The sequence below is a fragment of the Elioraea sp. Yellowstone genome (assembly GCF_006704265.1).
Classification (GTDB): Bacteria; Pseudomonadota; Alphaproteobacteria; order Acetobacterales; family Acetobacteraceae; genus Elioraea.
Genome location: NZ_VIKA01000004.1, coordinates 45,731 through 65,501, shown reverse-complemented (window position 1 = coordinate 65,501; position 19,771 = coordinate 45,731). Strand labels below are relative to the sequence as shown.

Annotated in this window: 17 protein-coding genes; 4 read left to right on the top strand and 13 right to left on the bottom strand. The window is 73.1% G+C overall.

All coding sequences use genetic code 11. The features are described from left to right. Positions 1–127: 127 nt before the first annotated feature. Both FK498_RS01730 and FK498_RS01725 read right to left on the bottom strand, forming a co-directional pair. On the bottom strand, positions 128–1,879 hold the full coding sequence (locus FK498_RS01730) for an SLC13 family permease (protein WP_141851088.1): 1,752 nt from the start codon (positions 1,877–1,879) through the stop codon (positions 128–130). After that, positions 1,876–3,606 (bottom strand): histone deacetylase family protein, encoded by a 1,731-nt coding sequence (locus FK498_RS01725; RefSeq protein ID WP_141851087.1) that lies wholly within the window; start codon positions 3,604–3,606, stop codon positions 1,876–1,878. The genes FK498_RS01730 and FK498_RS01725 overlap by 4 nt, the downstream gene beginning before the upstream one ends. 71 nt (positions 3,607–3,677) lie before the next feature. Between FK498_RS01725 and FK498_RS01720 the strand changes: the two genes are divergently transcribed. The 3 genes from FK498_RS01720 to FK498_RS01710 all read left to right on the top strand — a co-directional run bounded on the left by FK498_RS01720 (position 3,678) and on the right by FK498_RS01710 (position 7,309). Further along, positions 3,678–4,133, top strand: a complete 456-nt coding sequence (locus FK498_RS01720) for a thioesterase family protein (RefSeq protein WP_141851086.1) — start codon at positions 3,678–3,680, stop codon at positions 4,131–4,133. 58 nt (positions 4,134–4,191) lie between these two features. Then, a complete protein-coding gene (locus FK498_RS01715; protein WP_141851085.1) occupies positions 4,192–5,166 on the top strand; it encodes a tripartite tricarboxylate transporter substrate binding protein in 975 nt (324 codons plus the stop codon). Between the two features lie 298 nt (positions 5,167–5,464). Next, on the top strand, positions 5,465–7,309 hold the full coding sequence (locus FK498_RS01710; RefSeq protein ID WP_141851084.1) for a ribonucleoside-diphosphate reductase subunit alpha: 1,845 nt from the start codon (positions 5,465–5,467) through the stop codon (positions 7,307–7,309). 76 nt (positions 7,310–7,385) lie between these two features. Here the strand turns inward: FK498_RS01710 and FK498_RS01705 are convergent, their stop codons facing one another. From FK498_RS01705 to FK498_RS01675, 7 genes are all read right to left on the bottom strand, one after another. Beyond that, the gene (locus FK498_RS01705) at positions 7,386–8,417 is read right to left on the bottom strand and encodes an aspartate-semialdehyde dehydrogenase (RefSeq protein WP_141851083.1); all 1,032 of its coding nucleotides are present in this window, start codon (positions 8,415–8,417) and stop codon (positions 7,386–7,388) included. 37 nt (positions 8,418–8,454) lie between these two features. Further along, on the bottom strand, positions 8,455–9,372 hold the full coding sequence (locus FK498_RS01700; RefSeq protein ID WP_141851082.1) for a DMT family transporter: 918 nt from the start codon (positions 9,370–9,372) through the stop codon (positions 8,455–8,457). A 73-nt stretch (positions 9,373–9,445) separates the two neighbouring features. Next, a complete protein-coding gene (locus FK498_RS01695) occupies positions 9,446–10,438 on the bottom strand; it encodes a TAXI family TRAP transporter solute-binding subunit (RefSeq protein ID WP_141851081.1) in 993 nt (330 codons plus the stop codon). A gap of 102 nt (positions 10,439–10,540) precedes the next feature. Next, positions 10,541–11,569 carry an ABC transporter ATP-binding protein gene (locus FK498_RS01690; protein WP_141851080.1) on the bottom strand — a complete coding sequence of 343 codons (1,029 nt, stop codon included), beginning with the start codon at positions 11,567–11,569 and terminating at the stop codon, positions 10,541–10,543. Beyond that, positions 11,566–12,363 (bottom strand): ABC transporter permease, encoded by a 798-nt coding sequence (locus FK498_RS01685; RefSeq protein ID WP_141851079.1) that lies wholly within the window; start codon positions 12,361–12,363, stop codon positions 11,566–11,568. Before FK498_RS01685 ends, FK498_RS01690 begins: the two co-directional genes overlap by 4 nt. Further along, positions 12,360–13,175, bottom strand: a complete 816-nt coding sequence (locus tag FK498_RS01680; protein WP_141851078.1) for an ABC transporter permease — start codon at positions 13,173–13,175, stop codon at positions 12,360–12,362. Before FK498_RS01680 ends, FK498_RS01685 begins: the two co-directional genes overlap by 4 nt. A gap of 201 nt (positions 13,176–13,376) precedes the next feature. Continuing rightward, positions 13,377–14,399, bottom strand: a complete 1,023-nt coding sequence (locus tag FK498_RS01675; RefSeq protein WP_141851077.1) for an extracellular solute-binding protein — start codon at positions 14,397–14,399, stop codon at positions 13,377–13,379. A gap of 498 nt (positions 14,400–14,897) precedes the next feature. Here FK498_RS01675 and FK498_RS01670 point away from each other — a divergent pair, with 498 nt between their 5' ends. Continuing rightward, on the top strand, positions 14,898–16,232 hold the full coding sequence (locus FK498_RS01670; protein WP_141851076.1) for an MATE family efflux transporter: 1,335 nt from the start codon (positions 14,898–14,900) through the stop codon (positions 16,230–16,232). Between the two features lie 127 nt (positions 16,233–16,359). Here the strand turns inward: FK498_RS01670 and rpiB are convergent, their stop codons facing one another. Genes rpiB through FK498_RS01650 form a run of 4 tightly spaced genes read right to left on the bottom strand, consistent with a single transcriptional unit; the run spans position 16,360 to position 19,602 of the window. Beyond that, positions 16,360–16,806, bottom strand: coding sequence for a ribose 5-phosphate isomerase B (gene rpiB / locus FK498_RS01665; RefSeq protein ID WP_141851075.1), 447 nt, complete (start codon positions 16,804–16,806; stop codon positions 16,360–16,362). Between the two features lie 16 nt (positions 16,807–16,822). Next, a complete protein-coding gene (locus FK498_RS01660) occupies positions 16,823–18,097 on the bottom strand; it encodes a TRAP transporter large permease (RefSeq protein ID WP_141851074.1) in 1,275 nt (424 codons plus the stop codon). A gap of 12 nt (positions 18,098–18,109) precedes the next feature. Then, positions 18,110–18,586, bottom strand: coding sequence for a TRAP transporter small permease (locus tag FK498_RS01655; protein ID WP_161988268.1), 477 nt, complete (start codon positions 18,584–18,586; stop codon positions 18,110–18,112). Between the two features lie 8 nt (positions 18,587–18,594). Then, complete coding sequence (locus FK498_RS01650) at positions 18,595–19,602, bottom strand: TRAP transporter substrate-binding protein (protein ID WP_141851072.1); 1,008 nt, start codon at positions 19,600–19,602, stop codon at positions 18,595–18,597. Positions 19,603–19,771: the final 169 nt, after the last annotated feature.

The following is a 19,771-nucleotide window of genomic DNA, read 5'->3' as shown; positions in this document are numbered from 1 at the left end:
GGCCGCAGCGGGGCTCGCCGCGGGCGGTCTCGCGCTCGGCGCGCCGATCGGCCTGCTCGCCGTCGGCGCCGCCGCGGCGGCGCTCGTCTCCGGGGCGAGCACCTCCACGACCGGCACGCGCTGACGGTCAGGTCCGAGCCATCAGCGTCAGCACCGGCGTCGCGACCGCGATCGCCACCGCCTCGAGCGGCAGGCCGACCCGCCAGTAGTCGCCGAAACGGTAGCCGCCCGGCCCCATCACGAGCAGATTGTTCTGATGCCCGATCGGTGTCAGGAAGGCCGAGGAGGCGCCGATCGCGACCGCGAGCAGGAACGGATCGGGCGGCGCCCCGAGCGCCTGCGCCACGCCTACCGCCACCGGCGCCATCACCGCGGCGGTGGCGGCGTTGTTCATCACGTCCGACAGCGTCATGCCGACCAGCATCAGCACGCCGAGCGCGATCGGCGGCGCCGGCGTGCCGGCCGTGGCGAACACCGTCTCGATCACGGCCGAGGCCGTGCCGGTCGTCTCCATCGCGTCGGCGACCGGCAGCATCGCGCCCAGCACCACCAGCACCGGCCAGTCGATCGCGGCATAGGCGGTGCGCGCGGTGACCGCGCCGAGCGCCACCGAGAGCGCCGCCGCGGCGGCCAGCGCGACCGGGGCCGGCGCCAGACCCGCGACCGCGACCGCGATTCCCGCGGCGAACGGAACGATCGCGCGCAGCGCCCGGTCCGAGCCGATCGGCAGGCTGCGCGGGGTGAGCGGCAGCAGGCCCAGGCTGCCGACCAGCGCCGCGACCGCCTCCTCGCGCCCCTGCAGCAGGAGCACGTCGCCCTCGGCGATGCGGATGCGCGCCAGGCTCTGCCGCCGCGTCGCACCGTGGCGCGAGACGCCGACCAGGTTCACGCCCCAGGCATCGCGCAGCCGCAGCTCCGCGGCGGTGCGGCCGACCAGTCGGCTGTCCTTCGGCACCACCGCCTCGGCGACCGTCAGCCCTGCGCCCTGCGCCGCCTTCTCGGCCAGCGTCAGCCCGAGCGCGCCGAGCCCCGGCCCCAACGCCTCCGCCTCCGCCTCCAGCAGCAGCCGGTCGCCCGCGCCGAGCACCGTCGCGCCGTGCGGCACCCGCGTGCGGTCGCCCGCGCCGATCAGCGCCAGCACCTGGCCGTCGTGCTCGGCGAGCGCCTCGTCGAGTGCGGCGACCGTCATGCCGTCCGCCTTGCCGCCCTGATCCACCGCGACCTCCACCACATAGGGCGCGATGTCGCGCGCATCCTCGGTCGAGCCCTGGCGCTTCGGCGCGAGCCGCCAGCCGGCCAGCACGAGATAGGCGAGCCCCGCGACCGCCACCGGCACGCCGGCCGCGGCGAAGTCGAAGAAGCCGAAGGGCGCGCCGAGCGCGCCCATCCGCCCCTGCGAGACGATCACGTTCGGCGGCGTGCCGATCAGCGTGGTCATGCCGCCCAGCATGGTGGCGAAGGAGAGCGGCATCAGCAGCGCCCCGGGCGGGATCGCGTCGCGCCGGCAGACCCGCAGCGCGGCCGGAATCAGCAGGCTGAGGGCGGCGACGTTGTTGATGAAGGCCGAGGTGGCGGCGCCGATCGTGCCGAGCACCAGGATCGCGCGCGTCGGACCGGCGCCGGAGGGCAGCAGCCGGTCGGCGAGCGCCTGCACGAGCCCGGTCTCCTCCACCCCGCGCGAGAGCACGAGCGCCGCCGCCACCGTCACCACGGCCGGGGCGCCGAAGCCCGCGAAGGCCTCGCTGGCGGGCACGAGGCCGAGCGCGACCGCGGCGAGCAGCGCGGCGAGCGCGGCGAGGTCGGGCCGCACCCGGCCCGAGGCCATGGCCGCGATCACGGCCGCGAGCAGGCCGAGGATCGTGACCTGCGGCGCGGTCATGCCCGCCCGGTCCAGAGCCCGGCGAAGAAGGCGGCGGCGTTCGTGCCCAGCGTGCGCGTGCGGTAGCCGCCCTCCTGCACCACCAGCGTCGGCAGGTTCAGCCCCGCGAGGCGCGCGCCGATGCGGCGGAAATCGTCCGGACGGTGGCGCCACGACCCGGTCGGGTCGCCGGCGGCGGTGTCGAACCCGGCGGCGATCACCAGGAAGCGCGGGTCGTGGCGCGCGATGCGCCGGCAGGCGGTCTCGAGCGCCTCGGCGAACTGCGCGGGGCTCGCCGCCTCGGGCAGCGGCAGGTTCAGGTTGAAGCCCGCCCCCGCCCCCTCGCCGCGCTCGTCGCGGAAGCCGGAGAAGTAGGGATAGGCGATCGCCGGATCGCCGTGGATCGAGATCGTCAGCACATCCGCCCGCGCATAGAAGATGTCCTGCGTGCCGTTGCCGTGGTGGTAGTCGATGTCCAGCACCACGCAACGCCCGAACCGGCTCATCAGTTCCGCCGCGACCGCGGCGTTGTTGAAGTAGCAGAACCCGCCGAAGGCGCGCCGTTCGGCATGATGCCCGGGCGGGCGCACCAGCGCATAGGCGAGCCGCTCGCCGCCCAGCACCGCCTCGGCGGCGGTGAGCGCGCAGTCGACCGCGCGGCGCGCCGCCTTCCAGGCATTGCCGGTGATCGGCGTGAAGGTATCGATGCAGAAATACCCCGCGCGGAGAGCCAGATCCTTGGGCGGGCGCGTCGCGTTGCGGATCGGGAACACGTAGGGATAGACCGCGCGGCCCTCGCCCACCTCGGCGCAGGCGGCGCGCAGATAGGCGACAAGGCCGCGGTCGTGCACGGCGGTGATCGCGCCGTCGGGGAAGGGCCGGGCGGGCAGGTTGCGCAGCGGCACCGCGCGCGGCAGATGTTCGAGGATCTCGCGCACGCGCACCGGCGCCTCGACGTAGCCGCGCTCGCGCACGTGGTGGATCTCGTGCAGGTCGTTCACCACCAGCGTCATCGCCGGGCCAGCGGCGAGGCGCGGGGCAGGGAGGGCGCGCGCCGGGCGCGGCGCGGGACGGAGCCGCACCGGGTCGTCGCGCACGCTGCCGACCACGCGCTCGACATAGCCGGGCGAGACCATCCGCCCGTACTTGCGCGTCAGCACGGCGCGGATCGCGGCGCGCGCCTCCGCCGCCGGCCAGGCCTCGCGCCGGTCGAGCAGGTCGACGACGAGGAGCGGCGGCATCGGCCCGGTCTCGCCCGGGATCGGCCGTTCGTAGTCGGTGCCGACCAGCGGGCGCGCACCGAACCGGGCGTAGAAGCGCAGCCGCCGGGCGTTCGCCGCGCGCAGCGCCGGGTCGGGCACGACCGCCGGATCGTCGGGCAGGCACTCGAACAGCAGCACCTGCGCGCCGAGCCCGACGGCGAGTTCGCGCGCGCGCTGGTAGAGCGCGCCGCCGATGCCGCCGCCGCGCGCGCCCTCCGCCCCGGCGATGTAGTCGAGCCAGAGCACGCCGACATCCGGCATGTGCCAGAGGATCGCCGCGCCGCGCACGCGGCCGAACCCGTTCTCGGCCACCAGCAGGAAGGGACGCACCCGGTCGGGCCCGCCGCGGCGCAGCAGCCTGGGCAGGGTCTCGAACTCGCCCGCGCGCGCGGCGGGGAAGGCCGCGCGCAGGAGCCGCACCGCCGCCTCGATCGCGTCCCGGTCGATGCGCGCGGCGTCGTCGGCGATGCGGCGGATGCGGATCATGCCGCCAGTGGTAGCCTGCGCCGCCGCACGCCTCCAGTATCGGGGCGTGCAGGCGAAGGGAGCGAGGGGCGATGGCGACGCGCACGACGGAGGTGCTCTGCCGGGTGCGCCCGGAGTGGGTGGACCACTACGGCCACATGAACCTCGCCTACTACCTGGTCGCCTTCGACCTCGCGACCGACCGGCTCTGGCCGGCGCTGAACCTCGGTGCGCCGTTCCGCGCGCGCGGCCTCGGCACCTTCGCCGCCGAGTCCTGGCAGGCCTATCTGCGCGAGGTGGTGCGCGACGCGCCGCTCGCGGCCGCGAGCGCGGTGCTCGCCTTCGATGCCAAGCGGCTGCTGATCCGCCACCGCCTGCACCATGCCGAGGAGGGCTGGCTCGCGGCCGAGAACGAGGTGCTCTATCTCTGCGTCGATCTGGCGACGAGGCGCGTCGTCTCCTGGCCGGAGGACGTGCTCGCCCGTTTCGCCGCGGCGCGGACGGACGAGGCCCCCCGGCGGCTGGCGCTGACGCGGCCGGGGCGTTGACGCACACCGGGCGGCGTGCGGACATCGGTCCGGCACGAGAACCGGGAGGAGACGTCCGATGCGCCTGCCGCGCCGCGCCCTGCTGGGCGCCAGCCTCGCCATGCCCCTCGCCGCGCGCGCCCAGGCACGCTATCCCGACCGGCCGGTGGTACTGGTCGCCCCGTTCGCGCCGGGCGGCGCCTCGGACGTCGCCGCGCGCACGCTCGCCGGCCACGCTGATAAGCATCTCGGCCAGCCGATCGTGGTCGAGAACCGCACCGGCGCCTCGGGCATGGTCGGCACGCTGCATGTGCGCCGCGCCGCCCCCGACGGCCACACGCTGCTGATGGCGCGCATCGCCTCCTCCGCGATCGTGCCTGCGATCGACCGTGCCGCGCCGTATGCCTGGGACGAGTTCACCTTCCTCGGCCTGGTCGACATCAACCCCTACGTGGTGGTGGTGCGCGCGGATGCGCCGTGGCGCACGCTCGGCGAGCTGATCGAGGAGATCCGCCGCCGTCCCGGCGCGCTGAACCACGGCTCCTCCGGGCCGAGCACGATCCTCAATCTCGGCATCCGCTACCTGCTGCTGCAGGCGGGGCTGGCGCCGGACGCGACGGTGGAGATCCCGTTCCGCGGCGGCGGCGAGGTGGCGACCGCGCTGGTCGGCGGGCAGGTGCAGATCGTCGGCCAGAACCTGAGCGAGATCGCGGGCGCGCTCCAGGGCGGGCAGGCGCGCGCGCTCGTGGTCACCACGCCCGAGCGCTTCGCAGCGATCCCCGACGTGCCGACCGCGCGCGAGGCGGGCTTCCCAGCGCTCGAGGCGATCGTCGGCTGGAACGCGCTCGCCGGCCCGCCGGGCCTGCCCGATCCGGTGGTGCGGCGCTGGGAGGCGGTGCTCGCCGCGCTTGCCAAGGACGAGGGCTGGATCACGGCGACGCGGCGCGTGGGCTCGGTGCCGCAGATCCGCGACGGCGGGGCGGCGAAGGCGTTCATCGGCGCGCAGGTGGCGCTCTACCGCGAGCTCGGGCGGAGGCTCGGCCTCTCCGGGTGAGGCGCGGCCGGCATCGGCTCGGCCGCGCCGACTTGTGCAGGCAATCCACAGGCCCCGGCCTGTGGATCGCGGGGAAGCCGGGGAGTATGCCGGGGCGGCTGCGGGATGGCCTTGACCGGACCGGCCGCAGCCAGGAACATAGCAAGAACAGAATACCGGCGCGTGCCGGCGGTGTTGTGGACAAGTCACGAAACCCTGCTGCATGTCGTATGTCAGCAGCGTCCTGACCCCAACATCTTGATCCTCGCCCGCAGGCTGTGCGTCAATCCGGCGCGTCTTTGCCGTGGAGGGACCGCTCGTGCTCGACGTCGTCCAGCTCGATACCGTGCAGCTTCCGGGCCGCCATGCCGTGCGGGTGGACCGGTCGCGCGATTCGCTGCTGACCGATTTCGGCCGGGCCACGCTCGACGACCGCTACCTGATGCCGGGCGAGTCGTATCAGGACCTGTTCGCGCGCGTGGCCTCCGCCTATGCCGACGACGCCGCGCACGCGCAGCGGCTCTACGACTACATCTCGAAGCTCTGGTTCATGCCGGCGACCCCGGTGCTGTCGAACGGCGGCACCACGCGCGGCCTGCCGATCTCGTGCTTCCTCAACGAGGCGTCCGACAGCCTCGAGGGCATCGTCGGGCTGTGGAACGAGAACGTCTGGCTCGCCGCGAAGGGCGGGGGCATCGGCAGCTACTGGGGCAATCTGCGCTCGATCGGCGAGAAGGTGGGGGCGGTCGGCAAGACCTCGGGCGTGATCCCGTTCATCCGCGTGATGGACAGCCTGACGCTGGCGATCAGCCAGGGCTCGCTCCGGCGCGGCTCGGCGGCGGTCTATCTGCCGGTGCACCACCCGGAGATCGAGGAGTTCGTCGAGATCCGCCGCCCCACGGGGGGCGACCCGAACCGCAAGGCGCTCAACCTGCACCACGGCGTCCTGATCCCGGACGCCTTCATGCGCGCGGTGGAGAGCGACGGCGACTGGGCCCTGGTGAGCCCGAAGGACGGCACGGTGATCCGCCGCGTCCCGGCGCGCGCCCTCTGGATCCGCATCCTCACCGCGCGGATCGAGACCGGCGAGCCCTACCTGATCTTCTCCGACCACGTGAACAATGCCCGGCCCGAGCACCAGAAGCTCGCCGGGCTCGAGGTGAAGACCTCGAACCTGTGCAGCGAGATCACCCTGCCGACCGGGGTGGACCACCACGGCCGGCAGCGCACGGCGGTATGCTGCCTCTCCTCGCTCAACCTCGAGACCTGGGACCAGTGGCAGGACGACCCGGTGTTCATCGAGGACGTGATGCGCTTCCTCGACAACGTGCTGCAGGACTTCATCGACCGCGCGCCCGAGGGGATGGAGCGCGCGCGCTACTCGGCGATGCGCGAGCGCTCGGTGGGGCTCGGCGTGATGGGGTTCCATTCGTTCCTGCAACAGAAGATGGTGCCGTTCGAGAGCGTGATCGCGAAGGTGTGGAACATGCGCATCTTCCGCCACATCAAGGCGCAGTGCGACGCGGCCTCGCGCGCGCTGGCGGAGGAGCGCGGCCCCTGCCCGGATGCCGCCGACTACGGCATCATGGAGCGCTTCTCGAACAAGATCGCGATCGCGCCCACCGCCTCGATCAGCATCATCGCCGGCAACGCGTCACCCGGGATCGAGCCGATCGCGGCGAACGTGTTCGTGCAGAAGACGCTCTCGGGCTCGTTCACGGTGCGCAACCGCGCGCTCGCGGCGCTGCTCGCCGAGAAGGGACGCGACGACGACGACACCTGGACCTCGATCACGGTGAACAAGGGCTCGGTGCAGCATCTCGACTTCCTCACCGAGCACGAGAAGGCGGTGTTCCGCACCGCCTACGAACTCGACCAGCGCTGGGTGATCGAGCACGCCGCCGACCGCACGCCCTTCGTCTGCCAGAGCCAGTCGGTGAACCTGTTCCTGCCGGCGAACGTGCACAAGCGGGACCTGCACCAGCTCCACTTCCAGGCCTGGAAGAAGGGCATGAAGAGCCTCTACTACTGCCGCTCCCTCTCGATCCAGCGGGCCGACACGGTGAGCGAGAAGGCGGTGCGGGTGGAGGCGGCGAGCGGTGCGGTGCCCGCGCCTCTCGCGCGAGAGACGCGCAACTACGAGGAGTGCCTCGCCTGCCAGTAGCGGCCGGCGGCACGGCCACGGGATAGGGAATATGGGGGCGGGGAAGGGGCCTCGCGGCCCTTCCCCCGCGTCCTCGTCACGCCGCCTGCCTGGCGAGATGCCCCTCGGCGATCAGCGTCTCGGCGATCTGCACCGCGTTCAGCGCCGCGCCCTTGCGCAGGTTGTCGGCGACGCACCAGAAGGCGAGGCCGTGCGGCACGGTCGGGTCCTTGCGCAGCCGGGAGACGAACACCTCGTCCTCGCCCGCGGCCTCCACCGGCGTGATGTAGCCGCCGTCCTCGCGCCGGTCGATCACCGCCACGCCGGGGGCCTTGCGCAGCGCCTCGCGCGCCTCGCCGACCGTGATCGGCCGCGCGAACTCGACATGCACCGCCTCGGCGTGGCCGACGAACACCGGCACGCGCACGCAGGTGGCGATCACGGCGATGTCGGGGTCGAGGATCTTCCGCGTCTCGACCACCATCTTCCACTCCTCCTTGGTCGAGCCGTCGTCCATGAACCTGTCGATGTGCGGGATGCAGTTGAACGCGATCGGCTTGGTGAACTGCTCGGGCGTGACCGCGTCGTTGACGAAACTGCCCTTGGTCTGGGCGTAGAGCTCGTCCATCGCCTCCTTGCCCGCGCCGGAGACCGACTGGTAGGTCGCGACCGAGACGCGCTTGACGGTGGCGAGATCGTGCAGCGGCTTCAGGGCGACGACCATCTGGATGGTCGAGCAGTTCGGGTTGGCGATGATGTTGCGCTTGCGGAAGCCCTTGAGCGCGTGCGGATTCACCTCCGGCACCACCAGCGGGATGTCCGGCTCCATGCGGAACTGGCTGGTGTTGTCGATCACCACGCAGCCGGCGGCGGCGGCGCGCGGCGCGTGGATCGCCGAGACCGCGGCGCCGGGGCTGAACAGGCCGATCTCGACACCCTTGAAGTCGAAGGTCTCGAGGTTCTGCACCTTGAGGACGGCCTTCTCGCCGTAGCTCACCTCCTGCCCGGCGGAGCGGCCCGAGGCGAGCGCGATCACCTCGGTCGCGGGAAAGTTCCGCTCTGCGAGCGTCTTCAGGAGCTCGCGCCCCACCGCCCCGGTGGCGCCGACCACGGCCACCCGATACCCCATGGCACATCCTCCTCGCGGCCTGAACGGAGCGGGACTGTTACGGGCGGGGCGGGGACGGCGCAAGCGGATCCGCGGATGACAGCCGTGCGCCCGACGCGAGCCACACCCCGGCGGTCAGCACCGCCATGCCGGCCGCCTCGGCCGCGGACGGCACCTCCCCCAGCAGCGCGGCCGCCATCGCGGCGGTCAGCGTGGGGGTGAGCGCGCCGGCCGCGGCCGCGCGCGCCGCGCCGAGCCGCACCAGCCCGAGATTGAACAGGATGATCGACAGCGTCGCGCCGATGCCGCCATGCAGCGCCGCCTGCACCGCGAGCTCCCCCGGCGGGGCGGCGAGGAAGCGCGGGCCGCGGAGCAGCAGGTAGGGCGGGAGATAGACGAGGGCCGAGCCGATCGTGCTGATCGCCACGGCATCGAGGGCGGCGAGCCGCGCCCCGCGCACCGAGACGTTGTAGCTCGCCCACAGCAGGCCCGTGGCGGCGAACAGGAGATGGCCGAGCCAGCTCCGCTCGCCCCAGGCCCCGCCGAGGCTCGCGAGCACGATCGTCGCCGTCCCGGCGCCGATCATCGCGAGCCCGAGCGCGCTCTTCCGGCCGAGCCGCTCGCCGATCAGCAGATGCGCGAGCAGTCCGGTGAACACGGCGCCGAGCGGGCTGGTCATCGCGCCGCCATGCGCGGCCGGCGCGAAGACCAGCCCGCTCGTGTTGCAGAGGCTGAAGGCGACGCCCGACCCGGCGACGATCACCGCGAGTTCGGGGGCGGAGAGCCGCGCGAGCGGGATGCGGTGCCGCGCCACGTGGGGCAGCATCAGCACTCCGGCGGTCAGGAACCGGACGGCGACGATGTCGAACGGGTCCATCGTCGCGCCCGCGAGCAGGAAGCGGGTGGCGACCGCCCAGCCCGCCCACATCGAGACGGCCGAGAAGGCGGCAAGCCAGCCCCAGCCCTCGCGGCTCACCGGGCCGGGTCCGCACAGCAAAAGGCCCGGGCCGCGCGGGCCCGGGCCGGGCGTCCCGGCGCCGGAGGCGGCGTCACGCCATGATCAGGTTGTCGGGGATCGCGTGCCCGTTCTCGCGGAACCACTTCGCCGCGCCCGGATGGAACGGCAGGAAGGTGTTCTTGGTCACGTTCTGCGGCACCGTCTCCTTGGCCGCGGCGGTCGCCTGCACCAGGGCGGCGTTCTGCGTCATCACCGACTTGACGATCTCGTAGACGAGATCCTCCGGCAGGTCCTTGTGGCCGATCGCGAAGTTGTAGACGCCGAGGATCTTGATCGGCGCGGTCTGCGACCGGTAGGTGCCGGCGGGCAGTTCGCCCTTCGAGAGTTCGGGCAGCTCCTTCACGATCGCGTCCATCTGCGCGTCGGTGAAGCCGAAGATCGTCACCTCGTTGGTGGTCTCGATCTCGCTGAAGGCCGGGATCGGCGCGCCGGCGGCGAAGGCGAAGCAGTCGAGCAGCCCGTCCGAGACCTGGCCGATCAGGTCGGAGGCGGAGCCGTAGCCGATCCGGCTCGGCGTGACGCCGATCGCCTTGAGCATCAGCGGATAGTAGGTGCCGGGCGTGCCGCCGCGCGGGCCCACGCCCACGCTCTTGCCGTTGAGCTGGGCATGGTCGGTGATGCCCGAACGCTTCAGCGCCACCGCGTGGAAGGGGGTGTCGTACATCGGGAAGAGCGCGCGGATGTTGCGGAACCTGGTGCCGCGCGTCCACTCGCCGGTGCCGTTCCAGGCCTGCAGCGCGACCCCCATCGTCACCATGCCGAGCTCGACCTGCTTCTGGTCGACCAGCACGATGTTCTGGTTCGGACCCTGGGTGGTGCGGTAGCTGATGTTCACGCCGGTGGCCTGGGCGGCGAGCTGTCCCCAGGCAGGCCCGTAGATCGCGTAGGTGCCGCCGGGGGCCGCCGTGCCCATGGTGAGCGTGCGCGGCCAGGATGCGTTCTTCGGCTGCGCCCGGAGAGCCGGCGCGGCAAGCCCGGTGCCGGCGAGCGTGGTGGAGACGAGCAGGGTACGCCTGCGGATCATCGCGTGTCCTCCCAGGTTCGAGGCGCGCCATCCCTCCCGGACGGCGGCGCGGATGGCCGCAACATGGGCGAAAGTGCCGGACGATGGAAGGGGCAAGGCCGCTCAGTCCGCGGGCAGACGCCAAGGCGCGCCCGGTCTTGCGGCCAGTCGGATCCGCTCGCCCGCGCGTGGTCCGGCGCCGGCGAGCTCGACCGTCAGCGGCACCTCTGCCGCCTCCTCGACCACGAGCCTTGTCCGGTCGCCGAGGAAGAAGGCGCTCGCGACCCGGCCGGCGAGCCCGCCCTCCGGATCCAGCACGAACTGCTCCGGCCGGATGCCGACCAGCGCCTCGCCCTCCGGCAGGTCCGGCGCGGCGAGCGTTCCGCCGGGCAGGCGCAGCATGCCGCCCTCGATGCGCCCCGCCAGCACGTTCAGCGTGCCCACGAACTCCGCCACGAAGCGGCTGGCCGGGCGGTGGTAGATCGCCTCCGGCACGTCGATCTGCTCGATCCGCCCCGCCCGCATCACCGCCACCCGGTCGCCGAGCGCCATCGCCTCCGCCTGGTCGTGCGTGACGAACACGGCCGTCACGCCGAGCCCGCGCAGCAGCGCGGCGAGTTCCGTGCGCAGCGTCTCGCGCAGCTTCGCATCGAGCGCCGCGAGCGGCTCGTCGAGCAGCAGCACGCGCGGCTCGGGGGCGAGCGCGCGCGCGAGCGCCACCCGCTGCCGCTGCCCGCCGGAGAGCTGGTCGACGCGGCGGTCGGCCAGGCCCTCGATCCGCATCATCGCGAGCATCTGCGCGACCCGGCGGTCGCGCTCGGGCTTCGGCACCCCGCGCACGCGCAGGCCGTAGCCGACATTGCCGGCGACATCGAGATTCGGGAACAGGGCGTAGGACTGGAACACCATCCCGACGTTGCGCCGCTCGATCGGGATGCGCGTCACGTCCTCGGCGCCGAAGCGCACGCGCCCGCCGGGATCGGGCTCGGCGAGGCCCGCGACGATGCGCAGCGCCGTGGTCTTGCCGCAGCCCGACGGTCCGAGCAGCGCCAGCGTCTCCCCGGCCCGGATGGCGAGATCCGTGGGCGCGAGGGCGCGGGTGCCGTCGGGGTAGGTGAAGCCGGCGCGCTCCAGCGTGACCGGCGTGGTCATCGCCGGCGCATCCCCGCGGCGGCGTCGGCCGCCCACTGCAGGGCGACGAGCAGCGGCACGAGCAGGACCAGGAAGACCAGCGTGAAGGCCGAGCCGATCTCGAGCCGCATCGACGCGTAGGCGTCCGCCAGCCCGACCGGGAGCGTCATCGTGAACGGCGTGTGCAGGAGCAGCGTCATGTTGAACTCGCCGAGCGAGAGCGTCACCACCATCAGCGCGCCGGCGAGGATGCCCGGCATGGCGTTCGGCAGCACGATGGTGCGGAAGCGGACCAGGAACCCCGCGCCGAGCGAGCGCGCCCCCTCCTCCAGCGTCGCAAGATCCACGGCGAGCATCACCGCGAGCGTCGCGCGCACCATGAAGGGCAGCGTGAACAGGACATGGCCGGCCAGGATGAAGCTCCAGTGGCTGCGGAACGAGCCGACCGCGCCCCAGGCCAGGATCAGCGCGAGCGCCGTGGCGATCCCCGGGATCGCCACCGGCATCACGAGCATCTCCTCGAACAGCCGTGCGGCCCGGCCGGGCCGGCGCGCCAGCGCGTAGGCCACCGGCACGCCGAGGATCAGCGTCGCCGCCAGGGTGGCGAGCGCGATCCCGACCGACAGCCAGATCGTGTGCGCGTAGAGATCCAGGACACGCCCGATCCAGGCGAGCGTCACCCCGCTTTCGAGGATGCCGCGCTGGTAGTTCCGGGTCAGCCCGGCGAGCACCGAGAGCACGACCGGTCCGATCAGGAACAGGGCGACCAGCACGGCGAGCGCCAGCCCTGCCCAGAATCCGGCGCCGCGCCTCATCCGGCCGCCGCGACCGTCGCGCCCGCGGCGGTGCGGGCGACCGCCAGGATGATCCAGGTGATGGCGCCGAGCAGGAAGGAAAGCGCCGCGGCGGCCGCGATGTTCGCGCCCAGGGTGAACTCCGCGTAGATCACCATGGGCAGCACGTCGATGTCGGTGGCCAGCGTGAAGGCCGTGCCGAACGCTCCCATGGCGGTGGCGAAGCAGATCGCGCCGGCGGCCAGCAGCGCGCCCTTGAGCCCCGGCAGGATCACGTCCCGCACGACCTGCCAGCGTGCCGCACCGCAGGACCGGGCCGCCTCCTCCAGCGCCGGATCGAGCTTCTCGGCGGCCGCCATGACCGTCAGCACGGTGCGCGGGATCGAGAAGTAGAGATAGCCGACGAACAGCCCGGCGAAGGAGTAGGCGAAGACCATCCGCTCGCCCCAGAGCGCGGCCGTCGCCGTGCCGATCACGCCCTGCCGGCCCGCGAGCAGGATCACCATGAAGCCGACCACGACGCCGGGGAAGGCGAGCGGCAGGGTGAGCAGCGCGGTGAGCAGCCGTCGGCCGGGGAACCGGTTGCGCGCGAGGAAGACCCCCGCGACCGTCGAGATCAGCAGCGTCGCCACGGTGGTCGCTGCCGCCAGCCCCACGGTCCGCGCGAGGCTTGCGAGATAGCGCGTGTCGGTCGCGATCGCGACATAGGTCGCCACCCCTTCCGGGCCCTCCGCCCCCGCGCGCGCCATGAGCAGGAGCGGCAGCAGGAAGAAGGCGAGCAGGAAGGCGAGGGCCGGCGAGACGAGCGCCGCCACCGCGACACGGTCGGACATCACCGGCCGTTCCGGCACTTCGCGGTCATGCCGTGCGGTGCGGGCCCCGGACGAGGCAATCGCGACGGCGGCTGTGGTCGCCGCGGCGGTTGGCATGGCGCGGGGCCGACGATGCGATCCGCGCCGACGCCCACCTATCCGCCGATGCGGCGCGGATGTGCGCCGCCCGCCCTCCGCCCCGCACGCGGTCGTCCATCCGCGTCAGACGCCGAGTTCGGCACGATAGCGGGCCACCGCCGCGTCCTGGGTCGCAACCATCCGCTCGATGTCGACGGGCCGCGCCCGCGCATACTCGCCCGCCGGCAGGAAACGCGAGGCCACCGCCGAGGGCAGCGCCACCGTCGGCCGCACCGGGCGCAGATACGCGTTCGCCCAGATCCGCTGCCCCTCGTCGGAGAGGGTGAAGTCGAGCACCTTCTTGCCGTTCTCGGGATGAGGCGCGTTCGCGACCAGGCCCATGACGTAGGGAAAGCTGATCGTGCCTTCCTTCGGCAGGACGAAGCGCACCGGTGCGCGATCCGTGAACTGCGCCCGCATGGCGTTGAAGTCGTAGTCGAACAGGATCGGGATCTCGCCCGACACCACACGCGCATAGGCCGTCTGGGTCGGAACGATCGGATCGTTCGCCTTGAGCGCCGCGAAGAACCGTGCGCCCGGCCCGAAATCCTCGTACGACCCGCCGAGGGCGAGGTTGACAGCGAACAGGCCCACCTGGCCGACCGCGGCCGAGACCGGGTTCAGGTATCCGACCTTGCCGCGGTAGACGGGCTTGAGCAGGTCGTTCCAGCCCTCCGGCACCGGAACGCCGCGGCCGAGCGCCTCCGTGTTCACGAACAGCCCGAGCGTGCCGGAATGGATCGCGAACCAGTGCCCGGCCGGGTCCTTCATCCCCTCGGGCACCTCCGCGATCAGCGCCGGGCGATAGGGCGCAAGCACGCCGGCCGCCACCGCGCGCGGCCCGAAGTTCCCTCCCATGTAGACGACATCCGCGACCGGCCGGGCCTTCTCGGCGATCAGGGCGGCGAGCGCCTGGCCGGAGTTCTTGTTGTCGTGCGGCACGACGATGCCGAGCCGGTCGCGGATCGCCCGCAGCGCGGAACCCCAGTCGGCCCATTCTGGCGGGCAATTGTAGCAGACCGCCCGCGCTTCGGCGCGAAGCGGCAGCGGCAGGGCAGCCGCGGGCAGGGTGGCCGCGGTCGCGGCCAGAAGGTGACGCCGGCGCATCGGAAGCTCCCCCGATCGAATGCCGCGGATGGCATCGCACGGGATCGCGTCACGCACGTGACGGCGGCGTTAAACTTGTGCGAAACGTGGTCCGGACCGTGACCGTTCTGCAGGCCCGGCACCCCGCCGCCCGCGCCCCTGGAGCGGAAGCCGCGTGCGCTGGCGCCGGTCCCGCCGCACCGTCGGGGCCGGGTCGCGCGGCCGGTTCAGCGCGGCCGGCGGAAGCGTCGCGCGATGCGCGCGATCAGGCCCGCACGGGGAGGGCTCGGCATCGGCGGTAGCGTTGCGAACAGCGCGAACATGACCGTCACCTCCGGGCGTCGGCGGCCGGCCCGACCGGACGAACGCCGACCTCTCCAGTCTCGCACCGGATCGTTACCGATTGATGTGCGTCCGGTCACAACCGTGTTGCAGCCGGCACGGCCGCGGCCGCCACGGACCGCCCCCGCCAGACCGGCCCTTGGCGCGCACCGCCGGCCGCGCCACTCTCCGCCCCGCATGCGTCCGCCCGTCGGCTCGCCGGCCCCCCAGCCGGCATCGCTCGGCACGATCCTGCGGCTCTCCCTGCCGACCATCGGCGTCGCCTTCGCCCAGGCCGCCTGCCAGACCGTCGAGGTGTGGGTGATCGGCCGGCTCGGTACCGCGTCGCTCGCGGGCTACGCGCTCGTGCTGCCGCTCCTCCTGCTGATGCAGATGATGAGCACCGGGGCGATGGGCGGAGGCGTCTCCTCGGCGATCGCGCGCGCGCTCGGCGCGGGGCGGCGCGACGAGGCCTCGGCGCTGGTGCTGCACGCCGCGGTCATCGCCATCGTGCTCGGCCTCGCCTTCACGGTGCTGATCGGGCTGTGGGGGCCGGCGCTGTTCCGGCTGATGGGCGGGCGGGGCGAGGCGCTCGCCCATGCGACCCTCTACGCGCGCACGCTGTTCGCGGGCTCGGTGATGGTGTGGCTTGCCAACACCCTCGCCGCCGCGCTGCGCGGCGCGGGCAACATGCGCCTGCCGGCACGGATCATGCTCGGCGTCTGGGCGGTCGATGCGCCGCTTTCGGCCGCGCTGGTGCTGGGCACGGATCTCGGCATCGCCGGCGCCGGCGTCGCCTACGTCGTCTCCTTCGCGCTCGCGACTGCGCTGATGGGGGCGGCGATCCTGCGCGGCGGCGCGGGCTTCCGCCCCTCGCTGCGGGCGCGGCTCGATGCGAGGCTGTTCGGGCGGATCCTCTCGGTCGGGCTGGTCGCCTCCGCCATGGCGACGATCGCCAACCTGACCACGGTGCTGGTGACCGCGCTGGTGGGCCGGCACGGCACCGCGGCGATCGCCGCCTATGGCGTCGGCGTCCGCCTCGAGTTCCTGATGATCCCGCTCGCCTACGGCATCGGCGCGGCGCTGACCGCGCTGGTCGGCATGCGCGTCGGCGCCGGCGACTGGCCCGGCGCGCGCCTCACCGCCTGGCGCGGCGGCCTGCTCTCGGCGGCGATCTCGGGCGCGGTCGGGCTGACGGTCGCCCTCTTCCCCTCACGCTTCGCCGGCCTGTTCGCGACCGAACCGGCGGTGCGCGAGGCGATCCGCCTCTACCTCCTGCTGGTCGGGCCGTCCTTCGCCGCGCTCGGCCTGGGCATGACCCTCTACTTCGCGAGCCAGGGGGCGGGGCGGATGCGCATCCCCTTCCTCGCCGCGCTGCTCCGGATCGCGCTCGCGGCGGGCGGCGGCGCGCTGGCGGGCGGACGGTTCGGGCTTGCCGGGCTGTTCGCCTGCGTCTCGCTCGCGCTCGCGGGCTACGGGCTGGTCGTCGCGTCGTCGGTGCGGCCCGGCATCTGGTCCGGCGGCGCGCGATAGGCGCAGAGCGGCTCAGAGACGTCCCGTCCCGCCGCAGCGCCTCCGCGGCGAGCCGCAACAGCGGACGCGGAGGGCCGGAACGCCCTTGCCCCGCCGCCGAGACCGACGGGCGGCGCGCCGCGGCCCGCTACCCCTCGCGCTCGAACGCCGTCAGCTTCGCCACCCGGCGGCGATGGTCCTCGGTCGCATCGAAACGCGCCTCGAGGAACGCGCGCACCAGGTCGCGCGCCAGCCACGGCCCGACGATCTGCGCGCCGATGCACATCACGTTGACGTCGTCGTGCTCCACCGACTGGTGCGCCGAATGCACGTCGTGGCAGACCGCGGCGCGGATGCCGCGCCGCTTGTTCGCCGCGATCGAGGCGCCGACCCCAGTGCCGCAGACCAGCATGCCGCGATCGGCCCGGCCGGAGGCGACGCGGTCGCACACCGCGCGGGCGATGTCGGGGAAATCGACCGGATCGGGGGTGTGCGTGCCGAGATCCTCCACCTCGTGGCCGAGCGCGCGGATCACCTCCAGCACCTCTGCCTTCATCGGGAATCCGGCGTGGTCGCAACCGAGCGCGATGCGCATCTCCGAGTGTCCTCCTTCAGCGGATCAGGCGGGGGATGGCGAGCACCATGTCCTCCCACAGCGTGATGGCGGCGAGCGTCGCCGCGAGCGGCAGGTAGAACGGCACGAGCGCGCGCAGGAGCGCCCGCATCGTGATCTGCGCGATGTCGCAGATCAGGAACAGCGCCAGCCCCATCGGCGGCGTCAGCAGCCCGATCATCAGGTTGAACACCACGATCAGGCCGAGATGGACGGGATCCACGCCGGCGGCGACCACCGGCGGGGCGATGATCGGCACGATCAGCAGCGTCGCCGTGGTGCTGTCAAGGAACATGCCGGCGACGAAGAAGATCAGGTTCACGAGCAGAAGGAGAACCAGCCGGTTCCCGGACAGCCCGGCGATCGCGGCGCCGAAGGCCTGCGGGATCTCCTCGATCGCGAGGATCCAGCCGAACATCGCCGCGGCCGCGACGATCACCAGGATCGCCGAGGTGTTGCGCGCGGTCATGAGCGCCGCGTGCAGCACGTGCGCCACCGTCATCTCGCGGTAGAGGAGGAAGCCGATCGCGAGCACGTAGACCGCCGCCGCCGCGGCCGCCTCGGTCGGGGTGAAGACGCCCGTCAGCATCCCCGCGATCAGGAACAGCGGCGCGAGCAGGGCGGGCAGCGCCGGCCCGAGCGCCTTCAGCACCTCGCGGACGGACGGCCAGCGCTCCGCGCGCGGGTAGCCGGCGCGCAGCGCGACGATCGCCGCCGTCGCCATCAGTGCCGCCGTGCAGAAGAGCGCTGGCAGGATGCCCGCCATCAGGAGCTGGATGATCGAGACCGAGGTGACCGAGCCGTAGACGATCAGCGGGATGGAGGGCGGGAAGATCGGCCCGATCAGCGCCGAGGAGGCGGTGACCGCGGCCGCGAACGGCGCATCGAAGCCGCGCTCGCGCATCGCCTTGATCTCGACCCGGCCGAGGCCGCCGACATCGGCGAGTGCGGCGCCCGAGATCCCCGAGAAGATCAGGCTGGCGAGGATGTTCACCTGCGCCAGCCCGCCATGCAGCCGCGCAGCGAGCACGCTCGCGAAGCGGAAGATGCGGTCGGTGATGCCGGCGAGGTTCATCAGGTTGCCGACGAAGATGAACACCGGCACCGCGACCAGCGGGAAGCTGTCGAGCGCGTAGACGACGCGGCTCGCGAGCAGCGTCGGCGGCAGGCCCTCGAGCAGCACATAGGCGATGCTCGGGATCAGCACCGCATAGACCACCGGCACGCCGGCGACGAACAGCGCGGCGAAGCCGGCGATGACGGCGTAGCCCACGCGCCGCGGCCCCTAGAGCGCGACGCTGCCGGCGTCCTGGCCCTGGCGCAGCCGGCGCAGATGCAGGAGGGCCGCGCCGGCGAAGCCGAAGGCCGCGGAGGCGAGATAGATCCAGAACGGGATGCCGAGTGTGGGCGTCATGTTGCGCGGATTGGCCGCGAGCGCCCGCCAGGTCGCCCAGACCATGACCAGCGCCGCCGCGGCGCAGGCGAGCCCGATCGCGAGGTCGGCGCCGCGGCGGAGCCGGGCGGGCAGGCCCGCCTTCAGCTCCGCCATGACGATGTTCTCGCCCGCCTGCACCACCAGCGGATAGGCGATCCAGACCATCAGGATCATCAGCATCCGCGTCACCTCCTCGAGCCCGACGATGGGCGCGAGGAAGAGGTCGCGCAGCACGATCTGCGCGGACAGGATCGCCACCAGGCCGAGCAGGAGCGCGACCCCGACGGCGCCGGTTGCGGCGACCAGGAGGCGGGCGAGCGCGGCCACGGCGCCGGCTACGATCCGGCCTGCACCTGGCCGATGCGCTCGATCAGCGAGGTCCAGGCCGGATAGTCGCGCCGGATCTGCGCCTGCACCGCGCGCCGGAACGCGGCGTTGTCCAGCCCGTCCGCCTCGGTGATCACGGTCATGCCGCGCTGCTTCAGGACCTGCACGAGCTCGGCATCCGCCGCCTCCGCCCAGGCGAGCGACTCGGTCGCCTTCTCGGCGAGCGCGGCCGAGATCGCCTGGCGCTCGTCTGCCGGCAGGCGCTGCCAGGCGCGGTCGTTGGCGAACACGGCGAGGACGGAGAGCATGTGCCCGGTGAGCGAGACGTGCGACTGCACCTCGAACAGCTTGTTCGCGTTGATCATGGTGAGCGGGTTCTCCTGCCCGACCACCACCCCGGTCATCAGCGCGGTGGGCAGTTCCGAGACCTCGACCGGGGTCGGCACGGCGCCGAAGCCGCGCACCATCGACACCCAGAGATCCACGGGCACGGCGCGGAACGGCTTGTTGCTGAGATCCTCGGGGCGGCGCACCGCGAACTTGGCGGTGATGTGGCGCGGGCCGCGATAGATCCGGCCGACGATGCGGATGCCGGCGGCGGCGACCAGCCTCTCGTTCAGCTCGCGCGCGACCGGCGAGCGCTCGGGATCGGTCGCGGCGAGCGCGTGGCGGCCGTCGCGATAGACATAGGGCGCATTGAACACGCCGAGCTCGGGCACGTACTTGGTGAGCGAGGCGAAGTCGTGATGCGCCATCTGGATGGCGCCGGTCTGCACGCCGTCAACCATCTCGGAGACGCCGCCGAGCTGGCTGTTGCCGAACACCCGGATGTCGGTGCGTCCGCCGCTCTTCTGTCTCGCCAGGGCGGCGAACTCCTCGGCGAAGCGCGTCTGCACGTCGCCGGGCGCGCCGACATGGGCGTAGCGCAGCGTGGCCGCGCGCGCGGCGCGCGGCAGCCAGGGCAGCGTGGCGGCGGCGCCGGCCGCGGCCAGCACGGTACGACGGGTCGGGGTCATGGTCTGGCTTCCTCTGCTGGTCGTGTCCGGGCCCGGTCCCGGCGGGCCGATCCGGCCGCGCGCGTCGCGCGGTCCGGCAGGGACGGCGCCGCGACGCGGCGCCCGCAGGCGAGGGGGACGGCGAAGCCGCGGGGCGATGCGCCGGCTGTCCCGACGCTGCGGGCGGCAA

What these genes read in the sequence shown, in the direction of transcription:
- FK498_RS01730 (WP_141851088.1), bottom strand. Translation starts at nt 1,879, where the DNA reads ATGACCGCGCCGCAGGTCACGATCCTCGGCCTGCTCGCGGCCGTGATC.
- FK498_RS01725 (WP_141851087.1), bottom strand. Translation starts at nt 3,606, where the DNA reads ATGATCCGCATCCGCCGCATCGCCGACGACGCCGCGCGCATCGACCGG.
- FK498_RS01720 (WP_141851086.1), top strand. Translation starts at nt 3,678, where the DNA reads ATGGCGACGCGCACGACGGAGGTGCTCTGCCGGGTGCGCCCGGAGTGG.
- FK498_RS01715 (WP_141851085.1), top strand. Translation starts at nt 4,192, where the DNA reads ATGCGCCTGCCGCGCCGCGCCCTGCTGGGCGCCAGCCTCGCCATGCCC.
- FK498_RS01705 (WP_141851083.1), bottom strand. Translation starts at nt 8,417, where the DNA reads ATGGGGTATCGGGTGGCCGTGGTCGGCGCCACCGGGGCGGTGGGGCGC.
- FK498_RS01695 (WP_141851081.1), bottom strand. Translation starts at nt 10,438, where the DNA reads ATGATCCGCAGGCGTACCCTGCTCGTCTCCACCACGCTCGCCGGCACC.
- FK498_RS01690 (WP_141851080.1), bottom strand. Translation starts at nt 11,569, where the DNA reads ATGACCACGCCGGTCACGCTGGAGCGCGCCGGCTTCACCTACCCCGAC.
- FK498_RS01685 (WP_141851079.1), bottom strand. Translation starts at nt 12,363, where the DNA reads ATGAGGCGCGGCGCCGGATTCTGGGCAGGGCTGGCGCTCGCCGTGCTG.
- FK498_RS01680 (WP_141851078.1), bottom strand. Translation starts at nt 13,175, where the DNA reads ATGTCCGACCGTGTCGCGGTGGCGGCGCTCGTCTCGCCGGCCCTCGCC.
- FK498_RS01675 (WP_141851077.1), bottom strand. Translation starts at nt 14,399, where the DNA reads ATGCGCCGGCGTCACCTTCTGGCCGCGACCGCGGCCACCCTGCCCGCG.
- FK498_RS01670 (WP_141851076.1), top strand. Translation starts at nt 14,898, where the DNA reads ATGCGTCCGCCCGTCGGCTCGCCGGCCCCCCAGCCGGCATCGCTCGGC.
- rpiB (WP_141851075.1), bottom strand. Translation starts at nt 16,806, where the DNA reads ATGCGCATCGCGCTCGGTTGCGACCACGCCGGATTCCCGATGAAGGCA.
- FK498_RS01650 (WP_141851072.1), bottom strand. Translation starts at nt 19,602, where the DNA reads ATGACCCCGACCCGTCGTACCGTGCTGGCCGCGGCCGGCGCCGCCGCC.